At 70.3% G+C, this 22989-nt stretch carries 18 protein-coding genes and 1 riboswitch; of the genes, 5 read left to right on the plus strand and 13 right to left on the minus strand.

The annotated features are described in order from the left end of the window. Positions 1–58: 58 nt before the first annotated feature. The 6 genes from QRN89_RS08960 to ctaE form a co-directional block, all read right to left on the minus strand. Positions 59–1516 (minus strand): aminotransferase class V-fold PLP-dependent enzyme, encoded by a 1458-nt coding sequence (locus QRN89_RS08960; protein WP_290348816.1) that lies wholly within the window; start codon positions 1514–1516, stop codon positions 59–61. A gap of 228 nt (positions 1517–1744) precedes the next feature. Further along, positions 1745–1862, minus strand: a riboswitch (SAM riboswitch). Between the two features lie 74 nt (positions 1863–1936). Further along, positions 1937–3001 (minus strand): anthranilate phosphoribosyltransferase, encoded by a 1065-nt coding sequence (gene trpD / locus QRN89_RS08965; RefSeq protein ID WP_290348817.1) that lies wholly within the window; start codon positions 2999–3001, stop codon positions 1937–1939. A 126-nt stretch (positions 3002–3127) separates the two neighbouring features. Continuing rightward, the gene (qcrB, locus tag QRN89_RS08970; RefSeq protein ID WP_290348818.1) at positions 3128–4750 is read right to left on the minus strand and encodes a cytochrome bc1 complex cytochrome b subunit; all 1623 of its coding nucleotides are present in this window, start codon (positions 4748–4750) and stop codon (positions 3128–3130) included. Further along, positions 4747–5796 (minus strand): cytochrome bc1 complex Rieske iron-sulfur subunit, encoded by a 1050-nt coding sequence (qcrA, locus tag QRN89_RS08975; protein WP_290348819.1) that lies wholly within the window; start codon positions 5794–5796, stop codon positions 4747–4749. Before qcrA ends, qcrB begins: the two co-directional genes overlap by 4 nt. After that, entirely contained in the window at positions 5793–6602 is an 810-nt protein-coding gene (gene qcrC, locus QRN89_RS08980; protein ID WP_290348820.1) for a cytochrome bc1 complex diheme cytochrome c subunit, read from the minus strand. The genes qcrA and qcrC overlap by 4 nt, the downstream gene beginning before the upstream one ends. A gap of 66 nt (positions 6603–6668) precedes the next feature. Then, positions 6669–7289, minus strand: a complete 621-nt coding sequence (gene ctaE / locus QRN89_RS08985; RefSeq protein ID WP_093653333.1) for an aa3-type cytochrome oxidase subunit III — start codon at positions 7287–7289, stop codon at positions 6669–6671. A gap of 189 nt (positions 7290–7478) precedes the next feature. Here ctaE and QRN89_RS08990 point away from each other — a divergent pair, with 189 nt between their 5' ends. Continuing rightward, positions 7479–7877, plus strand: a complete 399-nt coding sequence (locus tag QRN89_RS08990; protein ID WP_290348821.1) for a hypothetical protein — start codon at positions 7479–7481, stop codon at positions 7875–7877. 23 nt (positions 7878–7900) lie between these two features. Here the strand turns inward: QRN89_RS08990 and QRN89_RS08995 are convergent, their stop codons facing one another. From QRN89_RS08995 to ctaC, 4 genes are all read right to left on the minus strand, one after another. After that, positions 7901–9154 (minus strand): L,D-transpeptidase, encoded by a 1254-nt coding sequence (locus QRN89_RS08995; protein WP_290348822.1) that lies wholly within the window; start codon positions 9152–9154, stop codon positions 7901–7903. A gap of 120 nt (positions 9155–9274) precedes the next feature. After that, on the minus strand, positions 9275–9673 hold the full coding sequence (locus QRN89_RS09000; RefSeq protein ID WP_290348823.1) for a cytochrome c oxidase subunit 4: 399 nt from the start codon (positions 9671–9673) through the stop codon (positions 9275–9277). Further along, positions 9670–11400 (minus strand): aa3-type cytochrome oxidase subunit I, encoded by a 1731-nt coding sequence (gene ctaD, locus QRN89_RS09005; RefSeq protein WP_290348824.1) that lies wholly within the window; start codon positions 11398–11400, stop codon positions 9670–9672. The genes QRN89_RS09000 and ctaD overlap by 4 nt, the downstream gene beginning before the upstream one ends. After that, on the minus strand, positions 11397–12401 hold the full coding sequence (gene ctaC / locus QRN89_RS09010) for an aa3-type cytochrome oxidase subunit II (RefSeq protein WP_390702472.1): 1005 nt from the start codon (positions 12399–12401) through the stop codon (positions 11397–11399). Before ctaC ends, ctaD begins: the two co-directional genes overlap by 4 nt. 282 nt (positions 12402–12683) lie before the next feature. Here ctaC and QRN89_RS09015 point away from each other — a divergent pair, with 282 nt between their 5' ends. Then, complete coding sequence (locus QRN89_RS09015; protein WP_290348826.1) at positions 12684–14051, plus strand: cysteine desulfurase/sulfurtransferase TusA family protein; 1368 nt, start codon at positions 12684–12686, stop codon at positions 14049–14051. 152 nt (positions 14052–14203) lie between these two features. Here QRN89_RS09015 and QRN89_RS09020 read toward each other — a convergent pair whose 3' ends face one another. Further along, a complete protein-coding gene (locus tag QRN89_RS09020) occupies positions 14204–15178 on the minus strand; it encodes a carbohydrate kinase family protein (RefSeq protein ID WP_290348827.1) in 975 nt (324 codons plus the stop codon). A gap of 129 nt (positions 15179–15307) precedes the next feature. On the opposite strand from QRN89_RS09020, the gene QRN89_RS09025 reads away from it, so the two are divergent. Both QRN89_RS09025 and QRN89_RS09030 read left to right on the plus strand, forming a co-directional pair. Beyond that, entirely contained in the window at positions 15308–15538 is a 231-nt protein-coding gene (locus tag QRN89_RS09025) for a hypothetical protein (protein ID WP_290348828.1), read from the plus strand. Between the two features lie 108 nt (positions 15539–15646). Beyond that, positions 15647–17131: a hypothetical protein gene (locus QRN89_RS09030; RefSeq protein ID WP_290348829.1), complete on the plus strand. Its 1485-nt coding sequence runs from the start codon at positions 15647–15649 to the stop codon at positions 17129–17131. A gap of 144 nt (positions 17132–17275) precedes the next feature. On the opposite strand, the gene QRN89_RS09035 is transcribed toward QRN89_RS09030, so the two are convergent. Next, a complete protein-coding gene (locus QRN89_RS09035) occupies positions 17276–17632 on the minus strand; it encodes a HesB/IscA family protein (protein ID WP_017950180.1) in 357 nt (118 codons plus the stop codon). A gap of 298 nt (positions 17633–17930) precedes the next feature. On the opposite strand from QRN89_RS09035, the gene nadA reads away from it, so the two are divergent. After that, on the plus strand, positions 17931–19151 hold the full coding sequence (gene nadA, locus QRN89_RS09040) for a quinolinate synthase NadA (protein ID WP_384146308.1): 1221 nt from the start codon (positions 17931–17933) through the stop codon (positions 19149–19151). Positions 19152–19750: 599 nt separating this feature from the next. Here nadA and QRN89_RS09045 read toward each other — a convergent pair. Continuing rightward, complete coding sequence (locus QRN89_RS09045; RefSeq protein ID WP_290348830.1) at positions 19751–22906, minus strand: efflux RND transporter permease subunit; 3156 nt, start codon at positions 22904–22906, stop codon at positions 19751–19753. Positions 22907–22989: the final 83 nt, after the last annotated feature.

A 22989-nucleotide genomic window follows, 5' to 3' on the forward strand; every position in this document is an offset into this window, starting at 1 on the left:
ACCACCCGGTCAGCCCACCCCGCTCGGCCCTCTCAGCCGGCCGGTCCGCTCGAGCCGCTCACACGGCAGGCACGCAACGTCCGTCCTCGGTGCGGTAGTTCCACTGCGCACCGTTGCGCACCAGCTCCTTGACCGCCCGTACGAACCGCTCCACGTGCTCGTCCGGCGTACCCGCCCCGAAGCTGACCCGGATCGCGTTCAGCGACCTCTCCCGGCCCTCGGCCACCGCGCTTCGCTCGCCCGTTTCGGCCTCCGGGGCACCGCACTCGCCGACCTCCTGCGGGTCGCCGCCCAGCAGGGTGCGCACCAGCGGGTGGGCGCAGAACAGGCCGTCGCGCACGCCGATGCCGTACTCGGCGGACAGCGCGGCGGCGAAGTGGGAACTGTTCCAGCCCGCCACGACGAAGGAGACGACACCGACCCTGGAGCTCTCCCCGGCGGAGCCGGGATCGTCGTCGCCGAACAGCGACAGCACCCTGACCTCGGGCACCTCGGCGAGTCCCGCAGTGACGCGGGCGACGAGGTGCCGCTCGCGTTCGACGAGGGCGTCGAACCCGGCCTCGGTGAGCGCCTTGCAGGCGGAGGCGATCGCGTAGACGCCGATGACGTTCGGCGAACCCGCCTCGTGGCGCGCGGCGGTGGTGTGCCACTCGACGTCCACGCCCCCGTCGGTCCGGCGCGAGACCTTCCGCGAGGCGCCGCCGCCCGCGAGGTACGGATCGGCCTCCTGCAGCCAGTCCGCGCGCCCGGCGAGCACGCCCGAGCCGAACGGCGCGTACAGCTTGTGCCCGGAGAAGGCGACCCAGTCGACGTCCAGGTCCCGTACGGAGACCGGGTGGTGCGGTGCGAGCTGTGCGGCGTCCAGGACGATGCGCGCGCCGTGGGCGTGCGCCGTGGCCGCCAGTTCCCGTACGGGCCACACCTCACCGGTGACGTTGGAGGCGCCGGTGACACAGACCAGGGCGGGGCCGTGGGGGTCGCGGCCGGCGAGGGCCGTCTCCAGCGTCCGCACCGCTTCGCCCCGGGTGCGCGGGGCGTTCAGGTACGTCACGCGCGCGTTCGCCCACGGCAGCAGGGAGGCGTGGTGCTCGGTCTCGAAGACGAAGACCTCGCAGCCGTCGGGCAGCGCACCGGCCAGCAGGTTCAGCGAGTCGGTCGTCGACCGGGTGAACACGACCTGGTCGTCGGCGCGGCAGTCCAGGAACGCGTGGACCGTGGCCCGGCTGTTCTCGAACAGATCGGTGGACAGCTGCGAGAGGTAACCGGCGCCGCGGTGGACGCTGCCGTAGTACGGGGCGTACGCGGACACGTCGTCCCACACGCGCTGCAGGGCCGGCGCGCTGGCCGCGTAGTCGAGGGCGGCGTAGGTGACTTCGCCACCGGTGACGAGCGGCACGGTGACGTCCCGGCCGAGCACCGGCAACGGGGCGGCACAGCAGGGGTCGTTGTCGACGGGGGCGTTGGCGGCGGGGACGGCGGCGATGACGGTTTCGACGGCGTGCGGGCGCACGGACATGGCGGTATCTCCCGGCAGGTAAGGGCGAAGGGGCGTGACCGGCCCGTACCGCGGTACGACGGCCCACAACGGCCGCTCCGCGTACGGGTGTTGCCTCGACGCACGGCGCAACGGCGCTCGTGCGGAGGTGGAAAAGGGGCCGACGGGCCCTAACGCATTCGCTTGCTCACGGGACAGCTCCCTCGAGGACCAGGACCCCAGGGCTGCGACATTCACCGATGTCCGCGGGGTCCGCGCTTGCCGCGGACCTCGCTGCCCACGGCCTGGTCTTCACCCGGGGCACCCCGCCACGGACGGAGGGTTGCCGGACAGCGGGCCGGGGCCGTAGTCGCTGTCACTCATGACCTTGGGAAGCATCCTGCCACACGTCCCACGGCACGCAAGGCGCAGTCCGCCATCCGGACTGCGCCTCGCGTCACCTCACGCGTTGCTCGCGGCCACCCAGCGGTCGAGCGCCCGCTTCGCCGCGCCCGAGTCGATGGACTCCGCGGCCTGCGCCATCCCGGCCCTGAGCTGCTCCACGAGAGCCCCCTCGCCCTTCCCGAGCGCGGCCAGCGCCGCGGCCGAGTTCAGCAGCACCGCGTCCCGCACGGGGCCGGTCTCCCCCGCGAGCAGCCGGCGGGCGACGTCCGCGTTGTACGAGGCGTCCGCGCCGCGCAGCGCCTCGACCGGGACCCGCTGGATGCCCACGTCCCCGGGGTCGAAGGCCTCCTCGCGCACGGCGCCGTTCCGGACCACCCACACCCGGGAGCCCGCGGTCGTGGTCAGCTCGTCCAGGCCGTCGTCGCCGCGGAAGACCAGCGCGCTGGAGCCGCGCGCGGCCAGCACTCCGGCCATGATCGGGGCCATCCGGGCGTCCGCGACCCCCGTGGCCTGGGCCCTCACCCGCGCGGGGTTGGTCAGCGGACCCAGGAAGTTGAACGTCGTACGGATACCGAGTTCCTTGCGGGCCGCCGCCACGTGCCGCAGCGCCGGGTGGAACTTCACCGCGAAGCAGAAGGTGATCCCCGCCTCCTCGGCGACGGCCGCGACCCGCTCGGGCGTCAGCTCCAGATTGACGCCGAGCTTCTCCAGGACGTCCGAGGCACCGCTCGCGCTCGACGCGGCACGGTTGCCGTGCTTGACCACCTTGGCACCGGTCCCGGCCACCACGATCGCGGACATGGTGGAGATGTTGACGGTCTTGGCGCCGTCGCCACCCGTGCCCACGATGTCGACCGTGTCGCCGGGCACCTCGATCGTCCGGGCGTGCTCGTACATCGTCCGCACGAGCCCGGAGATCTCCTCGACGGTCTCGCCCTTGGCCCGCAGCGCCACGGCGAATCCCGCGATCTGCGCGTCGGTGGCCTCGCCCCGCAGGATCCGGTCCATGGCCCAGGCGGTCGCCTCCGCGCTCTGGTCACGTCCGTACAGCAGGGAGTCCAGCACCTCGGGCCAGGAAAGGCCCGCCGCGGTAGAACCTCCTGCGGGGGTCACAGCGCTCATGGTCGCTCCTGGGTCCGTCCGGATGGGAATGGCTCCCACCCTATCGATCCCCGGGACGGCGAAGAGCCCCGTCCAGCGGATGGACGGGGCTCTCGCCGTGGCGGTCGCTGCGATCAGCGGTGGGGATCAGTGGTGGCCGTGGCCGCTCGTGATCTCCGTGTACTCCTCGACGGTCGGCTTCGCGACCTGGTTGTCCTTGCCGTAGTAGGCCTTGCTGAGCCGCGCCCGGAGCCTCTCGGTGCGCGGCACCTTCCGCTCCACACCGTTCTCGTCGACCGTCGGGCCGATCTCGTGCGGCGTGTACTGCTGGTGGGCGGTGAGCGTGTGCAGGGCCTCCTGCGTCAGCGGCTCGTGGACCTCGACGAACTCACCGTGCGGCAGGCGCTTGATGATGCCGGACTCGCGCCCGTGCAGCACCTTGTCCTTGTCGCGCCGCTGCAGACCCATGCAGATCCGCTTGGTGATGATGAAGGCCAGGACCGGTCCGGCGAAGAAGAAGATCCGGACGAACCAGGTGATCGAGTTGATCGACAGGTGGAAGTGGGTCGCCCAGAGGTCGTTTCCACCACCGATCAGGAGCACGAAGTACCAGGTCAGCCAGGCCACACCGAACGCCGTACGGGTCGGGGCGTTGCGCGGGCGGTCCAGGATGTGGTGCTCGCGCTTGTCCCCGGTGACCCAGGACTCGATGAACGGGTAGACCGCGATGGTCGCCAGCACCAGCGGGAAGATCACCAGCGGGATGAAGACGCCCAGGACCAGGGTGTGGCCCCAGAGGTTGATCTCCCAGCCGGGCATCACACGGATCAGACCCTCGGAGAAGCCCATGTACCAGTCGGGCTGGGCGCCCGTGGACACCTGGTCCGGCCGGTACGGGCCGAGCGCCCAGATCGGGTTGATCGTGGCGATCGCCGAGATGACCGAGATGACACCGAAGACCAGGAAGAAGAAGCCGCCGGCCTTGGCCATGTAGATCGGCAGCAGGGGCATGCCGACCACGTTGTTGTTCGTCCGGCCGGGACCCGCGAACTGCGTGTGCTTGTGGTAGAAGACCAGGATCAGGTGCGCCACCAGCAGCCCGAGCATGATGCCCGGCAGCAGCAGGATGTGGATCGAGTAGAACCGGGCCACGATGTCGCCGCCGGGGAACTCGCCGCCGAACAGGAACATCGACAGGTACGTGCCGACGACCGGGACGGACAGGATCGCGCCCTGCATGAAGCGGACACCGGTGCCGGAGAGCAGGTCGTCCGGGAGCGAGTAGCCGGTGAAGCCGGTGAACATGCCCAGGACGAACAGCAGGAAGCCGAACAGCCAGTTGATCTCGCGCGGCTTGCGGAACGCGCCCGTGAAGAAGACGCGCATCATGTGGACCATCATGGCCGCGAGGAAGATCAGCGCCGCCCAGTGGTGGATCTGCCGGATGAGCAGACCGCCGCGGACGTCGAAGCTGATCTCCAGGGTCGAGGCGTACGCCTCCGACATCAGCACGCCCTGCATCGGGACGTACGAGCCGTGGTACTCCACCTCGTTCATCGACGGGTGGAAGAACAGCGTCAGGTACACACCCGTGAGGATGATGATGATGAAGCTGTAGAGCGCGACCTCACCCAGCATGAAGGACCAGTGGTCCGGGAAGATCTTGCGCATGTTGGCCTTGGCGAGGGAGTAGATCCCCAGCCGGCCGTCGGCCCAGTCGGCGACGCGCTCGCCGGCCGGAGCCTTCCTCTTGTCAGTTGCAGTGCTCATCCGCGCTCCCAGAAGGCAGGACCGACGGGCTCGTCGAAGTCGCCGAGCGCTTCGAGGAAGCCTTCGTCATTCACACCGATCCGCAGCTGCGGAAGGGCGTGACCGGCCGGGCCGAAGATGACGCGGGCGCCGTCGGAGAGGTCGAAGGTGGACTGGTGGCACGGGCAGAGCACGTGGTGCGTCTGCTGCTCGTACAGGGAGATCGGGCAGCCCACGTGGGTGCAGATCTTCGAGAACGCGACGATGCCCTCGTGGGACCACTCGAGCTCGCGCTTGTCCTTGATGTCCTCCGGCTGGATCCGGACGATCATCAGGGCGGCCTTGGCGATCTCGGTCTGGAAGCTGTGGTCGTGCTCGCTGAGGCCCTCGGGCATGGCGAAGGTCAGCGAACCCACGGTCACGTCCTCGGGACGCAGCGGCTCGTGCGTGTTCATGTTGATGAGCTGCTTGCCCTTGGCCCACAGCGTGTGGCGGAGCTTGTCCTCCGGCAGCGGACCGAGGTCGCGCAGCAGCACCACTCCGGACAGCGGCACCATGGCCAGCGCACCGAAGAGGGTGTTGCGGATCAGCTTGCGCCGGCCGAAGCCGGACTCCTCCGCACCCGCGGCGAAGTCGGCCAGAACCTTGGCCTTGACCTCCGGCGGGGCCTCGATCGGGTGACGCTCGTCCACCAGCTCCTGGTCGGACATCAGGGTGCGGGCCCAGTGGACCGCGCCCGCGCCGATGCAGAACAGGGCCACACCGAGGGTCACGCCCAGCGCGAAGTTCAGCGCGCTGACGTGACCGAACGGCCAGATGTAGACGATCTTGTCGACCGGGAAGATCACGTACGCCGCGATGAACGCGACCGTCGACAGCATCGACACGGTGAACAGCAGGGCGACCGTGCGCTCGGACCGCTTGGCGGCCCGCTCGTCGATGTCCTGGATCCGCGGCCGGTGGGCCGGGAGGCCCGGGTCGGCGAAGGGGTCCTTCGTCGCCACGGCGCCGTGCGCGTGGTCCTGCTCGGAGGGCAGGGTCTCTTCGGGAATGTCTTGGCTACTCATGACTTCTTGGCCTTAGCGGTGTGGGCCGCGACCCAGATGGCAGTGGCGATCAGCGCACCCAGACCGAACACCCAGGCGAACAGTCCCTCGCTGACGGGACCGAGCCCACCGAGGCTCAGTCCGCCCGGGGTCTCCGCCTCGCCGCTGTTCACCGTCTGGATGTACGCGATGATGTCGCGCTTCTCCTGCTCCGGCATCGTCGTGTCGGGGAAGGACGGCATGTTCTGCGGGCCGGTCTGCATGGCCTCGTAGATGTGCTTCGGGCTCACGCCCTCGAGGTTCGGGGCGTACTTGCCGTTCGTCAGCGCACCGCCCTCACCCGTGAAGTTGTGGCACTGGGCGCAGTTGGTGCGGAAGAGGTCACCGCCGCGGGCGATGTTGGCACCCTCGGGGTTGTACTGCTTCTCGGTCGGCGTGACCGGACCCGGGCCCAGGGAGGAGATGTACGCCGCGAGCTGGTCGATCTCGGCCTGCGAGTAGATGTTCTTCTTCTTCGGCACCTGGGCGCCCGGCTGCTGGGCGGGCATACGGCCGGTGCCGACCTGGAAGTCCACAGCGGCAGAACCCACGCCGATCAGGGACGGCCCGTCGGAGGTGCCCTGACCGCCGGTTCCGTGGCAGCTGGCGCAGCCGACGGTGTAGAGCTTCTTGCCCTCCTCGATGGCGAGGGACTGGGCGGTTTCATCGGCCTGCGCCTTGTCCGCGGGTGCGAACGCGGCGTACAGCCCCCCAGTGGCCGCCAGCGCGAGGAGTAGGACGACGACCGCCGCCAGAGGATGGCGTCGTCGTGCGGAGAGCTTTTTCACGGATTACCCCGGTGTCAGGATCTTCTGCGTCGATGCTTCTGGAAGGTGTGCGGGTACGGAGCCCGGCTACTTGATCATGTAGATCGTGGCGAAGAGGCCGATCCAGACGACATCGACGAAGTGCCAGTAGTAGGACACGACGATGGCGGCGGTTGCCTGCTCGTGGGTGAATCTCCGGGCCGCGTACGTCCTGCCGAGAACGAGCAGGAAGGCGATGAGACCGCCCGTCACGTGCAGACCGTGGAAGCCGGTGGTCAGGTAGAAGACCGAGCCGTACGGGTCCGACGAGAGCGAGAGACCCTCGTGCTTGACCAGCTCGGTGTACTCGAACACCTGGCCGCCGATGAAGATCGCACCCATCACGAACGTGATCACGAACCAGGTGCGGAGCTTCTTCACGTCACCGCGCTCGGCGGCGAAGACGCCGAGCTGGCAGGTGAGGGAGGAGAGCACCAGGATCGTGGTGTTGGTCGCCGAGAAGGGGAAGTTCAGGGTCGAAGCCCGTTCTGCCCAGTACTCGGCACCCGTCACCGATCGCAGGGTGAAGTACATCGCGAAGAGGGCCGCGAAGAACATCAGCTCGGAACTCAGCCAGATGATGGTTCCGACGCTGGTGAGGTTCGGCCGATTGACCGACGGGTGCGCGTGCCCGGTTTCTACTGTCGTTGCTGTCGCCACGACCGACATTATGTCGGTCGCTTATCCAGCCCTCACTCCGGGGGGTGCCGTTCGGTGTGTCAGTGAGTCGTGTCCAGCCCGAACGGCCCATCAAAAGCAGTCATTGAGCCGGTACGAGCGGTGCTGAGCGGGCCCGGTGAGGAGTAGCATCCGGCGCATCGGTGCAGCCCCGTTCTCCCCGACGAACCCGGAGGAACAATGCAGTCGACCGCCACGGTGCTGGTGTACAGCGACAACGCCGGCACCCGCGAACAGGTGCGGCTCGCCACGGGCCGCCGCCCGGCCGCCGACGTTCCCGCGGTCGAGTTCATCGAGTGCGCGACCCTGCCCGCGGTGCTCAAGGAGCTGGACAAGGGCGGGATCGACGTCTGCGTGCTCGACGGCGAGGCGGTGCCCGCCGGCGGCATGGGCGTGTGCAGGCAGCTCAAGGACGAGATCTTCCGCTGCCCGCCGGTCCTGGTGCTGATGGGGCGCCCGCAGGACGCCTGGCTGGCCACCTGGAGCCGCGCGGACGCCGCGGTGACGCTCCCCGTCGACCCGGTGGAGTTCGCCGACGCCCTGGCCGGCCTGCTGCGCGGAGGACGGGCCGCGGCCTGAGGCCGGGGCCCGTCCCGCTCGCCTCAGACCCGGGGGCGCAGCCGTGCGACGTCGGCCGCGCTGCTGCCGTCCCGGGTGCCCTCCAGCAGCGCGCTGCCGGCGCGCCATTCGTCCCATTCGAGGTTCCAGTCGCCGAAGCCGTTCCCGAACGGGTCCATCGGGGCACCCAGGCTGTTGACGACCTTGACGATGTCACCCTCACGGACGGTCCTGAAGAACCAGGCCGCGTTGCCGGTGGACATGCCGGTGCAGCCGTGGCTGACGTTCGCGTACCCCTGGGAGCCGACGGACCACGGCGCGGCGTGGACGTACTCACCGCTCCAGGTGACCCGCGTCGCGTAGTAGACGGGCAGGTCGTAGGACTCCGCGCTGCCCACCGGGATGCCGATGCTGGTACCGCGCATACGGACGAAGTACTCCTTGCCGAGCACCACCTTGACGCCGTTGCGCGTGGAGAAGCCCGGCTTGCCGGTGGTCACCGGAATGGTGTTGATCACTTCCCCGTTGCGCTTGACCGTCATCTGGTGCGTGGAGGCGTCGGTGACGGCCTCCACGCGGTCGCCGATGGTCAGCTTCAGGGGCTTCGTGGGACCGCCGTACAGCCGGTCTCCGACCTTCACGCCGTCCAGGTTGCTGCGCACCTCGACGGAGGCGCCGGCGGGCCAGTACTCCTTCGGGCGGTAGTGCAGCTTCTTGTCGTCCACCCAGTGCCAGGCGCCCTCGACCTCGGGGGACGAGGTGACCTTGAGGGACCGTTCGACCGCGGCCCGGTCGGCCTTGGCTGCCACGGGGTGGTTGAGCTCGGCGATGACGGGCTGGCCGACCCCGTACGTGCCCGTCTTCGGACCCAGTTCCACGCCCAGGAGCCGCTTCGGGGAGGCGGTCTCGAAAGTGAGCGTACGGACGCCGGGAGCGCCGCCGCCGTTCTCCGTGGAGACCTTGACGGTGTAGCGCGTTCCGGCCGCGAGAGGGCCCGTGGAGCGCCATCTCGCCCCGTTCGCGGAGAGTTCGCCCGCCAGATAGCGACCGGCGGTGTCGACGGCGGTGACGTCCGTGATCCGGCCGTCCTTGCCCTTGGCGGTGACCACCAGGGGCTTGTCCGGATCCGCCTTGGTGCCCGAGGGGGGCGCGTTGAAGGCGACCTGACGCGCCGCGTCGTACGGCCTCGCCGACAACGGGTGGCTGTCCTGGCCGCTGCACGCGGTCACCCCGGCCCCGAGGGCCAGGGCGAGCACGGTGCAGCTCGCTACGGTGCGCTTGCGCGGCGTGTCGTTCATGAGCACACGCTATGAAGAACCTCCGGCAGCGGCGCGCCGGATGACTGCAAACGAGGGGCCCGGACACCACCCTTTCGGGTCAGTGTCCGGGCCCCTGCGTGGTCCGGAGCGGTGCGGCCGCTACTGGTTCTGGTTCTCTCCGCGGTAGTACTCGAACACCCAGCCGAAAACGCCGACCAGGATCAGCGGGGCCGAGAAGTACATGATCCACCAGCCCATCGCGACGGACAGGAAGGCCAGCGCACCGCCGAACGCGAGGGAGAGCGGCTGCCAGCTGTGCGGCGAGAAGAAGCCGACCTCACCGGCCTCGTCCGCGACGTCGGCCTCCTTGTCGTCCTGTGCCATGGCGTCCACTCGCCGGGCCGTGAAGGCCAGGTAGTAGCCGATCATGATGCTCAGGCCGAAGGCCAGGAAGAGCGCGGTCGTACCGGCCGGCTCCTTCGACCACACGCCGTAGAGGATGGCCATGGCGAGGATGAAGACGCTCAGCCAGATGAACATCCTGCCTTGGATCTTCACTTGCCGGCCTCCTTGTCAGCGGTGATGGCACCGTGACCGGCGTGGTCGAGCTGGTCGAGAGCCGCGATCTCCGGGTGGTGCAGATCGAAGGCCGGGGATTCGGAGCGGATCCGCGGCAGGGTGAGGAAGTTGTGCCGCGGCGGCGGGCAGGACGTCGCCCATTCGAGCGAACGGCCGTAGCCCCACGGGTCGTCGACCTCGATCTTCTTGCCGTACTTGGCCGTCTTCCACACGTTGTAGACGAACGGGAGGATCGACAGGCCGAGCAGGAACGAGCTGATCGTCGAGATGGTGTTCAGCGCGGTGAAGCCGTCGGCGGCCAGGTAGTCCGCGTAACGCCGCGGCATGCCCTCGGCGCCCAGCCAGTGCTGGACCAGGAACGTGCCGTGGAAGCCGATGAACAGCGTCCAGAACGTGATCTTGCCGAGGCGCTCGTCCAGCATCTTGCCGGTGAACTTCGGCCACCAGAAGTGGAATCCGGCGAACATCGCGAAGACCACGGTGCCGAAGACGACGTAGTGGAAGTGCGCGACGACGAAGTACGAGTCGGAGACGTGGAAGTCCATCGGGGGCGAGGCCAGGATGACGCCGGTCAGACCACCGAAGGTGAAGGTGATCAGGAAGCCGATCGTCCAGAGCATCGGGGTCTCGAAGGACAACGAGCCCTTCCACATGGTGCCGATCCAGTTGAAGAACTTCACACCGGTCGGTACCGCGATCAGGAAGGTCATGAAGGAGAAGAACGGCAGCAGCACCCCGCCGGTGACGTACATGTGGTGGGCCCACACGGTCACGGACAGACCGGCGATCGCGATGGTCGCGGCCACCAGGCCGATGTAGCCGAACATCGGCTTGCGGCTGAACACCGGAATGATCTCGGAGACGATGCCGAAGAACGGCAGCGCGATGATGTACACCTCCGGATGGCCGAAGAACCAGAAGAGGTGTTGCCACAGCAACGCGCCGCCGTTGGCCGCGTCGAAGATGTGGGCGCCGAACTTGCGGTCCGCCTCCAGGGCGAACAGGGCGGCGGCCAGCACCGGGAAGGCCAGCAGGACCAGCACACCGGTCAGCAGCACGTTCCAGGTGAAGATCGGCATGCGGAACATCGTCATGCCCGGGGCGCGCATGCAGATGATCGTGGTGATGAAGTTGACCGAGCCGAGGATCGTGCCGAAGCCGGAGAAGGCCAGACCCATGATCCACAGATCGGCGCCGACACCCGGCGAGCGGACGGCGTCCGACAGCGGGGAGTAGGCGAACCAGCCGAAGTCGGCCGCACCGTTCGGGGTGAGGAAGCCGCCCACCGCGATGAGCGAGCCGAAGAGGTAGAGCCAGTACGCGAACATGTTCAGCCGCGGGAACGCCACGTCGGGCGCGCCGATCTGCAGCGGCATGATCCAGTTGGCGAATCCGGCGAACAGCGGCGTCGCGAACATCAGCAGCATCACGGTGCCGTGCATCGTGAACGCCTGGTTGAACTGCTCGTTCGACATGATCTGCGTGCCCGGACGGGCGAGCTCGGCGCGCATGAAGAGCGCCATGACGCCGCCGATGCAGAAGAAGAAGAACGAGGTCGCCAGGTAGAGCGTGCCGATCGTCTTGTGGTCGGTGGTGGTGAGCCACTTCACGACCACGTTGCCGGGCTGCCGGCGCCGGACGGGGAGCTCGTTCTCGTACGAGTCGTCGGCCGTCGCGGCACCCTGGGGTTCGTTGAGGATGCTCACAGTTGGTTCTTCTCCGCATTCCGGGCCGGGTCAGACTGCGCGATGCCCGACGGGATGAAGCCGGTCTGCCCCTTCTCGGCCAGCTCCTTCAGGTGCTGCTGGTAGCGCTCCGGGGAGACGACCTTGACGTTGAAGAGCATCCGGGAGTGGTCGACACCGCAGAGCTCGGCGCACTTGCCCAGGAAGGTGCCCTCCTTGTTCGGAGTGACCTCGAAGACGTTGGTGTGACCCGGGATGACGTCCTGCTTGAACAGGAAGGGAACCACCCAGAAGGAGTGGATGACGTCCCGCGAGGTCAGGATGAAGCGGACCTTCTCACCCTTCGGCAGCCACAGCGTGGGGCCGGGGTTGCCGGTCTGCGGGTTCCGGTCGCCCGGGATGCCGGCGTCGTAGACGCCCTCGGCACCCTTGGGGAAGTCGTTGGTGTACTTGTCCGGAATCGCGTTGAGGGTCTTCTGCGCCGCGGCATCGCCGGTGGCCGGGTTCCCGTCCACGTCCTCGAGGTAGTTGAAGCCCCAGCTCCACTGGTAGCCGACCACGTTGATGGTGTGGGCAGGCTTGTCGGAGAGGGCCAGGAGCTTCGACTCGTCACGCGCGGTGAAGTAGAACAGCACCGAGACGATGATGAGCGGGACCACGGTGTACAGCGCCTCGATGGGCATGTTGTACCGGGTCTGCGGGGGAACCTCGACCTTGGTCCGGCTGCGCCGGTGGAAGATGACGCTCCACAGGATCAGACCCCACACCAGCACGCCCACGGCGAGGGCAGCCGCCCACGAGCCCTGCCAGAGGGAGAGGATCCGGGGAGCCTCCTCCGTGACGGGGGTGGGCATACCGAGGCGGGGGAAGTCCTCCCAAGTGGGGGAGCAACCCGTGGCGGTTGCCACGATCAAGCCCGCCGTCAGCACCTGCGGCAGCTTCTGCCGCATCGGGCGCCGCGACATGGGGGTACCGCCCCCGCCGTTCGGGCGGTGGGGGAGGTCGGAGCCGTTGGGACTCACGTAGCGCCTTCCCGAGAGTCTCGCCCGCGCGGCCGCCCGCGGCCGTCTGCTGGTCGGTCGCCGGCCCTGGCGCGGGCAGGGGTTTGGATGTTTATGCGGACCAAACCCTACTGGACGCTATTTGGGGTCGCGCATGGAGGGTGCCCAACGCGCCGTCCGACGACCCGAAGGGGTGGACCGTACGGTTCCGGAGGCCGTGCCTGGCCTGGTCACAGGCCCCGGACTGTGCGCCCGCGGCCGCCTTCTGACGCCTTCTTACGTCCCGCGCGTTAGCGTGGGCGCGTGCCCTACTTCGACGCCGCGTCCTCCGCTCCCCTGCACCCCGTCGCCCGGCAGGCGCTCCAGGCGTCCCTGGACGAGGGATGGGCGGACCCCGCCCGGCTGTACCGCGAGGGCCGGCGCGCGCGGCTGCTGCTGGACGCGGCACGGGAGGCGACGGCGGACGCCGTGGGCTGCCGCCCCGACGAGCTCGTTTTCACCTCTTCGGGGACACGTGCCCTCCATACGGGCATCTCGGGCGCCCTCGCCGGCCGGCGGCGGGTCGGGAGTCACCTGGTCGTGTCCGCGGTCGAGCACTCGGCCGTGCTGCACGCGGCGGAGGGCCGTCCCGTCACCGAGGTGCCCGTGGACCGGTGGGGCGCCGTGTCACCGGGCGGCTTCGGAGAGGCACTGCGCGCGGACACGGCACTGGCGTGCCTGCAGTCGGCGAACCACGAGGTGGGGACCGAGCAGCCGGTCGCCGAGGTGGCCGAGCGCTGCCGGACGGCGGGCGTGCCGCTGCTCGTCGACGCCGCGCAGTCCCTCGGCTGGGGCCGGGTCGCCGGGGACTGGTCGTTGCTCACCGCGAGCGCACACAAATGGGGCGGTCCGGCGGGTGTGGGACTCCTCGTGGTCCGCAAGGGGGTCCGCTTCGCCCCGCAGGACCCCGCCGACGAACGGGAGTCGGGGCGCGCCCCCGGCTTCGAGAACATCCCGGCGATCGTGGCGGCCGCGGCGTCGCTGCGGGCCGTGCGGGACGAGGCGGGGTCGGAGGCCCGGCGGCTGCGGGAGCTGGTGGACCGGATCCGCACGCGGGTCCCGGAGCTGGTGCCGGACGTCGAGGTGGTCGGCGACCCGGTGCGCCGGCTCCCCCACCTCGTCACCTTCTCCTGTCTCTACGTCGACGGGGAGACGGTGCTGCACGAGCTGGACCGGGCGGGCTTCTCCGTCTCCTCGGGCTCGTCCTGCACGAGTTCGACGCTCACCCCGAGCCATGTGCTGCGGGCGATGGGCGTCCTGAGCGAGGGCAACGTACGGGTGTCCCTGCCGTCGGGCACGGCGGAGGAGGACGTCGACCGCTTCCTGGAGGTCCTGCCGGGGATCGTCGCCGGCGTCCGCGGGCGCCTGGGGGCACCGGCGGCCGAGGCCCCTTCGCCCGCCGGGCCCGGGTCCCTCGTGGTGGACGCCCTCGGCAAGCGCTGCCCCGTCCCCGTCATCGAACTCGCCAAGGTCATCGGGGACGTCCCGGTCGGCGGCACCGTCACCGTGCTCGCCGACGACGAGGCGGCCCGGCTCGACATCCCCGCCTGGTGCGAGATGCGCGACCAGGAGTACGTGGGCGAGTCCCCCGCTCCCGGCGGGACGGCGTACGTGGTGCGCCGCCGGGGCTGACGGCGGCCGCGTACCGCGCCGGGTGCCTTCCAGGGCGGCGGCTCCGGAAGAACCGGCGGGGTCCCGGCGGGCCCCGGAACGGCGGAACGCCACGCCCGGCAGGGCGCGAGGCTCTGCGGGCGTGGCGTCCGGGGCCGCGGCGGCGGCCCGGGTCAGGACAGGTGCGCCCGGACGTCCGAGGCGGCGTCGTGGCCGTACGCCTTCGTGAAGCGGTCCATGAAGTGGGCGCGGCGCAGCGTGTACTCCTGGGTGCCCAGCGTCTCGATGACCAGGGTCGCGAGCATGCAGCCGACCTGCGCGGCGCGCTCCTGGCCGACGCCCCACGACAGGCCCGACAGGAAGCCCGCGCGGAACGCGTCGCCGACGCCCGTCGGGTCGACCTTGGAGTCCTCCTCGGGGCAGCCGACCTCGATCGACGGCTCACCCTTGGTCTCGATGCGCACCCCGCGCGAGCCGAGCGTGGTGACGCGGTGCCCGACGCGGTCCAGGATCTCCTCGTCCGTCCAGCCCGTCTTCGACTCGATGAGCCCCTTCTCGTACTCGTTGGAGAAGAGGTAGGTCGCCCCGTCCAGCAGTATCCGGATCTCGTCGCCGTTCATCCGCGCGATCTGCTGCGAGAAGTCGGCGGCGAACGGGATGCCCCGGGACCGGCACTCCTCCGTGTGGCGCAGCATCGCCTCGGGGTCGTCGGCGCCGATGAGCACCAGGTCCAGTCCGCCGACGCGGTCCGCGACCGACTTCAGCTCGATCTGGCGCGCCTCGCTCATCGCGCCCGTGTAGAAGGAGCCGATCTGGTTGTGGTCGGCGTCGGTCGTGCAGACGAAGCGCGCGGTGTGCAGCACCTCGGAGATCCGTACGGACGCGGTGTCGACGCCGTGCCGGTCGAGCCAGGCGCGGTACTCGTCGAAGTCGGAGCCCGCCGCTCCGACCAGGACCGGGTTGGTGCCGAGCTGGCCCATCCCGAAGCAGATGTTGGCGCCGACCCCTCCTCTGCGCACATCGAGGTTGTCGACGAGGAAGGAGAGGGAGACCGTGTGGAGCTGGTCCGCGACCAGTTGGTCGGCGAAGCGGCCGGGAAAGGTCATCAGATGGTCGGTGGCGATGGAGCCGGTGACTGCGATTCGCACGGCTGAGTGCTCCTGGAGGGAGGCGGAGTTGACAGTTAACGCTACCGGTTCGGACAGGCTCCTCTGTAGGACGGAAACTACCCGATAGTAGGGCTTTTGCCTCAGCGTCACCCTGCGTACGGTGCCCGTATGCCGAACCCCACGTCGTACATCGCCTTCCGGGAGCGCCGGCCGGCCGAGCCCGGGCAGATCGAGATCAGTCTGGCGGAGCTGCGCGGCGACAGCGCGCGGATGGCGCCGCACTGGGTGGTGCCGCCGATCGCCGCGGCCGCTCCGGTGCCTCCGTCGCTGATCCACGGGGTCGCCGTCTCCCCGGCGTCGGTGCGGCTGGTCGGCTCGATGTCCGTGTACGGCGACTGACCCGTACTCCAGCGGTCCGCTACGGCACACGGCGCACTGCGGGAACCGCGCGCTCCCCCACTCCGTCCCATGGGTGTCACCCGAAGAGGGTCCCGAAGGAGCGATGCGGTGAGCAGCACAGAGCACCCCCAGAAAAGCGTCGACGACGCCGGTGGTCCCGAGGGCACCGTGGTCCGGCGTCTTCGGAGGTCTCCGCTGGCCGTAGCGTCCGTGGCCGCCGCGGTGCTGCTCGCCGGGGGTGGCGGCGCCTGGCTGGCCACGACCGCCTCCGACGGCGGGGGCGGCGCGCCGGGGACGGACCCGAAGCCCCCGCCGCTGGCGCTGGACGGCGGCACGGGGATCGCGGTCGGCGAGCCAGGCCCGCACGGCGTGGAGTACCGGGCGCGGACCGCGCTGCCGGACGGCCCCGGTTCCGCTCACCTCTGGAAGGTGAACGGGACGGTCGGGAAGGCGCAGGTCGAGGCGCTGGCCAGGGCGCTCGGCGTACCGGGCCCACCGCGGCTGCAGGGCGGAGTGTGGAGGTCCGGTACGGACGGGGACGGCGGCGGCCCCCTGCTCCAGGTGAACCGGCAGGCCCCGGGCACGTGGACGTTCAGCGCCTACGGGCAGCCGAAGGGGGACGACTGCGTGAAGAAGAAGGACGTGTGCACCCCCGGCGGGTCGGTGCCCTCGGCGCACCGGCTGCCGTTGGTGCGGACGGTCGGCGAGGAGGCGGCGAAGAAGGCCGCCGCTCCCGTGCTGGCCGCGCTGGGCCTGGGCGACGCGCGGCTGGACGCGAAGCAGACGCTGGGCACGCACCGGGTCGTGCGCGCGGATCCGCTGGTCGGCGGCCTGCCCACGTTCGGCTGGGCCACCAGCGTCCACGTGGCCGCCGACGGCACGGTCGGGAACGGCAGCGGGCAGTTGGTGAAGCCGTCCCGGGGACCCGAGTACCCGGTGATCGGCGCCGAGGAGACGCTGAAGCGACTGAACGCGGAAGGCGGGGGCGGCACGGTCGGCATCGGGGGCTGCGCGACGCCCGGACCGCTGGCGGAGGACGAGCCGGCCGCTCCGTGCGAGCCGAAGAGCGGTACACCGGGCCCGGCCGAGGTGGTGACGATCACCGGGGCGGAGTTCGGGCTGGCCGTGCACTCCGTCGCGGGACGGCCCGCGCTCGTGCCCTCGTGGCTGTTCTCGACCGAGGCGAAGGGCGAGTCCCGGGGGTCCACGATCACCCGGCCCGCCGTGGCGCCGGAGTTCCTGAAGCCGGCCGCGCAGCGGCCGCCGGTGCCGTCCGGTACCGCGGTGCCGTCGCCGCCCGACGCCTCGAAGCTGCCGGAGACGACGGTGCGGGGCGTGGAGTCGTACGCCGTGGCGAAGGACGGGCGCACCCTGACGCTCCGCTTCTGGGGCGGGGTCTGCAGCGACTACTCGGCGGAGGCGCAGGAGACCGGCACCGAGGTGAAGGTGAAGATCATCGAGTCGCGGCCGGATCCCGGACGGGTCTGCATCCTGATCGCCAAGGAGCTGACGGAGAAGGTCACGCTGGACGAGCCGCTCGGTGACCGCACGGTCGTCGACGTCGAGAGCGGTGACGCCGTGCCCCGCAAGTGAGCGGTGCCCCGCGGGTGAGCGGCCGTCCCGCGAGTGGGGCGCGTGCCCCGCAGGTGGGGCGCGTACTCCGCAGGCGAGCGGGCGGACGAACGCCGGAGGGCGGTGACCCGGGAAGGGGTCACCGCCCTCCGGCGTACGGGCGGCTCAGCTGAAGGAGTCGCCGCAGGCGCAGGAGCCCGTCGCGTTCGGGTTGTCGATCGTGAAGCCCTGCTTCTCGATCGTGTCGACGAAGTCGATGGAGGCGCCACCGAGGTACGGCGCGCTCATGCGGTCGGTCACGACCCTGACTCCGTCGAACTCCTTGACGACGTCGCCGTCGAGCGAGCGCTCGTCGAAGAAGAGCTGGTAGCGCAGGCCGGAGCAGCCACCGGGCTGAACCGCGACGCGCAGCGCCAGGTCGTCCCGGCCCTCCTGCTCCAGAAGGGCCTTCACCTTGGCTGCGGCGGCGTCGGACAGGAGGATGCCGTCGCTCACGGTGGTGGTCTCGTCCGATACGGACATCTGCTTCTCTCCCGGGTTGTACGGAGACTGCTTGCCGACGTTGGCAACCGGCGGGGCCCCGGATTCATTCCGGACCGGCCCCGGTCTTTCCCTTTCATGCTCGCACATGCCCTCCCTTCGGGTCATCGACCAGTGGACGGCTCGGCACCGGGAATTGCGTCACATCGACGCTATGGACATCGTCAAAGTGACGTGAAGCGGTTATGATAGATAGCGTCAAATAGACGAAAAGGTTCTCCGGTGCACCCCGGGGATCCACCGGTGGCGGCTCCGTCGCCCCGACCGAAGAGTAGAAAGGGTGCGTGACGTGACCACCGCCCAGCCCTCCCTCACCGCGCCCGGCGTGGCAGGGGGCTCCCAGGATGTCCAGCCGACGCCGCTCGCCCTGCTGCTGCTCGGCCGCGAGGCCGACCCCAGGAGCGAGCGGGGCGTCGAGTGCCCCGGCGACCTTCCCTCCCCCTCCGACCCGGACCTGGTGGAACGCGCCCGTGCGGCGAAGGAGAAGCTCGGCGACAAGGTCTTCGTGCTCGGCCACCACTACCAGCGCGACGAGGTCATCCAGTTCGCGGACGTCACCGGCGACTCCTTCAAGCTCGCGCGGGACGCGGCGGCCAGGCCGGAGGCCGAGTACATCGTGTTCTGCGGTGTGCACTTCATGGCCGAGTCGGCGGACATCCTGACCGGTGACGACCAGAAGGTCGTCCTCCCCGATCTCGCCGCCGGCTGCTCCATGGCCGACATGGCCACGGCCGAGCAGGTCGCGGAGTGCTGGGACGTCCTCACCGAGGCCGGCGTCGCGGAGCGGACCGTGCCCGTCTCGTACATGAACTCCTCCGCGGACATCAAGGCGTTCACCGGCAAGCACGGCGGCACGATCTGTACGTCCTCGAACGCGAAGCGCGCGCTGGACTGGGCCTTCGAGCAGGGCGAGAAGGTCCTTTTCCTGCCCGACCAGCACCTCGGCCGTAACACCGCCGTCCGGGACATGGGGATGTCCCTGGACGACTGCGTCGTCTACAACCCGCACCGGCCGAACGGCGGGCTCACCGCCGAGCAGCTCCGCGGCGCGAAGATGATCCTGTGGCGCGGCCACTGCTCCGTGCACGGCCGCTTCTCGCTGGACTCGGTGAACGACGTCCGCGAGCGCATCCCGGGCGTGAACGTCCTGGTCCACCCCGAGTGCAAGCACGAGGTCGTCGCGGCGGCGGACTACGTGGGCTCCACGGAGTACATCATCAAGGCGCTGGAGGCCGCTCCGGCGGGCTCCAAGTGGGCGATCGGCACGGAGCTGAACCTGGTTCGCCGCCTGGCGAACCGTTTCGCTCCCGAGGGCAAGGAGATCGTCTTCCTCGACAAGACGGTCTGCTTCTGCTCGACGATGAACCGGATCGACCTGCCGCACCTGGTCTGGGCGCTGGAGTCCCTCGCGGAGGGGAACCTGGTCAACCGGATCCAGGTCGACAGCGAGACCGAGAGCTTCGCCAAGCTCGCCCTGGAGCGCATGCTGGCGCTCCCCTGACGGTGACGGACGCGCCCGCCGCGTCCGCAGCCCCGCGTCGCCCCGGCACACGGCTCACCCCGTGTGCCGGGGCGACGGCGTTTCCCGCGGGGTGGGGCAGGGCGCGTGGATCGCGCTTCCGGGGCCGGGGCGCGGGCCGGGCGCGCCCCACCACCAGGCCGGGCACCCCCCGGACCTCACGAGATCCGGGAACGCCCGCGCACACGGGCGTCCCCGGGACGGAGCGCCCGCGCACACGCGAGCGTGACACCCGGCGCCCGGAACGAACGCGACCGGGCGCCCCGCCGCCAGGCCGGGCACCCCCTGGACCTCACGAGATCCGGGAACGCCCGCGCACACACGGGCGTCGCTGCGTCCGGGACGGAGCGCGGGCCGGGCGCGCCCGGCCCGGGCCGTTGTCCCGCGCGCGAGCCGCGCAGCGGTCCCGGCCCTCGCGTCGGCCGCCAGGGGCGGGCAGGGGTTCGCGGCGCCGGACAGGCACGCCGCGCCGCGGGAGAGCCGCGCCGGCACGGGCGCGAACGCCACCGCCCCCGGTGCCCCGGGTCGGAACCCGGGGCACCAGGGGCGGCAGGGGTGCGGGGACGGCCGCCGCGTGTCGGCTACGCGTTGGCCGGCTCCGGGGACTCCTCCTGCGCCCGCTCCGGCACATCGCCGGACTTCCGCGCCCGCTTCGCCTCGCGCTTCGCGCGCCGGCGCTCCTTGCGGAGCTCGACCATCGCGTAGAGCGTCGGCACCAGCAGCAGCGTCAGCAGGGTGGAGGTCACCAGGCCGCCGATGACGACCACGGCCAGCGGCTGGGCGATGAAACCGCCCTCGCCCGTGACGCCCAGCGCCATCGGCAGCAGCGCGAAGATCGTCGCCAGGGCCGTCATCAGGATCGGGCGGAGCCGGTGCCGGCCGCCCTCGACGACCGCCTCGACCACGCCCAGGCCCTGCGCCCGGTACTGGTTGATGAGGTCGATGAGCACGATCGCGTTCGTGACCACGATGCCGATCAGCATCAGCATGCCGATCATGGCCGGAACACCCATCGGGGTGCCGGTCGCGATCAGCAGACCGAGCGCGCCCGTCGCCGCGAACGGGATGGACACCAGCAGGATCAGCGGCTGGACCAGCGACTTGAACGTGGCGACCAGCAGCATGAACACGATCGCGATCGCCGCGAGCATCGCCAGGGCCAGCGAGGCGAAGGCCTCGTCCTGGTCCTCGGAGACACCGCCGATCGACGCGGTCGCGCCCTCCGGCAGGTCCAGCGCGTCGATCTTCGACTGGAGCGCCGTGCTCACGGCACCGGTGTTGTCGCCGGTCGGCTTCGCCGTGATCGTCGCGGCGCGGGCGCCGTCGATACGGGTCATGGAGACCGGGCCGGGCACGAGCTTCACCTCGGCGATGTCCCCGAGCTTCACCGGCCCCAGGGGGAGCTTCTTCAGCTCGGCCATCGTCGTCGCCGGCTCGGCGGAGGTGATGACGACGTCCCGCTCGGTGTCGCCCAGGATCGCCTTGGCCGCCGGGGTGCCGCGGACGGCCTGGGCGACCGCGCCGCCCAGCGTGGCGTCGTTGAAGCCCGCCTGGGCGGCCTTGGCATCGGCCTTGACGGAGATCCGCGGCACGGACTGGGCCAGGTCGCTCTGGACATCGGTGACGTCGTCGAGCTTCGCGACCTCGTCCCGCACCTGCTCGGAGGCGGCGCGCAGGGTCTGCGGGTCGGCGGCCTTCACCACGACGCTGAGGTCCTGGTTGCCGAAGCCGTCGCCCGCCGCGATGGTCGTGTCGCCGATGCCGTCGAGCTTGCCGAGCTCCTCGTCGATGCGGTCGCGGGTCCTCTCGTAGGAGGCCGCGTCCTTCAGGGTGAGCTGGTACGAGGCCTGGTTGGCGCCCGTACCGCCGCCGAAGGCCGCCATGAAGCCGGAGGAACCGACGGTGACCTGGTAGTCCTCGATCTCGTCGATACCGCCGAGGACCTTCTCGATCTTCTTCGCGGAGGCGTCGGCCGCCTCCAGGCTGGTGCCCGGCTTCAGCTCCTGCTTGATCGACATGACCTCCTGCTCGCCCTGGTCGAAGAAGTTCGTCTTCAGGAGCGGCGCCATGCCGAAGGTGCCGACGAGCACGACGAGCGCGATGGCCACGCTGGTGAGACGGCGGCGGGTGGCGAACCGCAGCACCGGCACGTACATCCGCTGCAGCGGGCTGCGGGCCTCCTTCTCCTCGGCCTTGCGGCGCGCCTCGTCCGGATCGGCGTCCCGGACGTCCTTCGGGGCGCGGAGGAACCAGTACGAGAGCACCGGTACGACGGTGAGCGAGACCAGCAGGGACGCCAGGAGCGCGGCGGTGACCGTCAGGCTGAACGAGCCGAAGAGCTCCCCGACCATGCCGCCGACCAGACCGATCGGCAGGAACACGGCGACCGTGGTGAGGGTCGAGGAGGTGACCGCGCCCGCGACCTCGCGGACGGCGGTGAGGATCGCGGCCTGGCGCTCCTCGCCGTAGCCGAGGTGGCGCTTGATGTTCTCCAGGACCACGATCGAGTCGTCCACGACGCGGCCGATCGCGATGGTCAGCGCGCCGAGGGTGAGCATGTTGAGCGACAGGTCGCGGGTCCACAGCACGATCAGCGCGAGGACGACGGACAGCGGGATGGAGACCGCGGTGACGAGCGTCGAGCGGATCGAGGCCAGGAAGACCAGGATGATGACCACGGCGAACAGCAGGCCGAGCGCGCCCTCGGTCGTCAGGCCGGAGATCGACTTGGAGACGGCCGGGCCCTGGTCGGAGACGACGGACAGCTCTGCTCCGGCGCCCAGGTCCTTGCGGAGCCCGGGCAGCTTCTCCTTGACCGCGTCGGAGATGGCGACGGCGCTGCCGTCCTTGTCCATCGTGGCCATCACGGCGAGGCTGGGCCGGCCGTTGGTGCGGGTGAGGGAGACGCGCTGCGACTCCTCCTGCTCCACGGTGGCGATGTCGCCGAGACGGACCGGCTTGGCGGGCTTGCCCGACTTCCCGCCCGGGGCGGCCTGCGGCGCGATCCGCAGGTCCTCGATCTGCTTCAGCGAGGTGAAGCCGCCGCCGACCTGGACGGTGCGGCTGCTGCCGGCCTCGGAGAACGAGCCGGCGGGGATCGTGGCGCCGCCCGCCTTGAGCGCCTCCGCCAGCGCCATCGTGTTCAGTCCGGCCGCGGCCAGCTTCCGGTCGTTCGGCGTGACGGAGACCTGGAGGTCCTGGACGCCGTCGATGCTGACCTGGCCGACTCCCTCGATGTCCTCGAGCGCCGGGACGACGGTCCGCTCCAGCCGGCCGGCGAGGGCCTGCTGGTCCTCGTCCGAGCTGACGGCGAGGACCACGGTCGGGATGTCGTCGGTCGAGCCGGCCACGACCTGCGGGTCGACCTCGTCGGGCAGCTGGACCCGGGCGCGGTTCACGGCCTGCTGGACGTCGGCGACGAGCTGCTTGGTGCCCTCGTCCCCGTAGTCGAACGAGGCCATGATGACGGCGTTGCCCTCGCTGGCCGTGGACGTGATGCCCTTGATGCCGTCGACGGCCTTGAGGGTGCTCTCGAGCGGCTCGACGACCTGCTTCTCGACCACATCGGGCGACGCGCCCTGGTAGGGGGCCAGCACGGACACCATCGGCAGTTCGATGGAGGGCAGCAGCTGCTGCTTGAGCTGGGGGATGGCGATCGCTCCGAAGACGATCGCCACGATCGACATCAGCCCTATCAGGGCCCGTTGCGCGAGGCTGAATCTGGACAGCCAGGACATGGGGTCTCTCTTCTGTGGCGTGTGGCCGGCGGCATGGCTTCGCTGACGCGGGAGTGGGGCGGGGTCAGGTGCCCGTCTATACG

This window comes from Streptomyces sp. HUAS CB01 (assembly GCF_030406905.1).
In the GTDB taxonomy this organism is placed as follows: Bacteria; Actinomycetota; Actinomycetes; order Streptomycetales; family Streptomycetaceae; genus Streptomyces; species Streptomyces chengbuensis.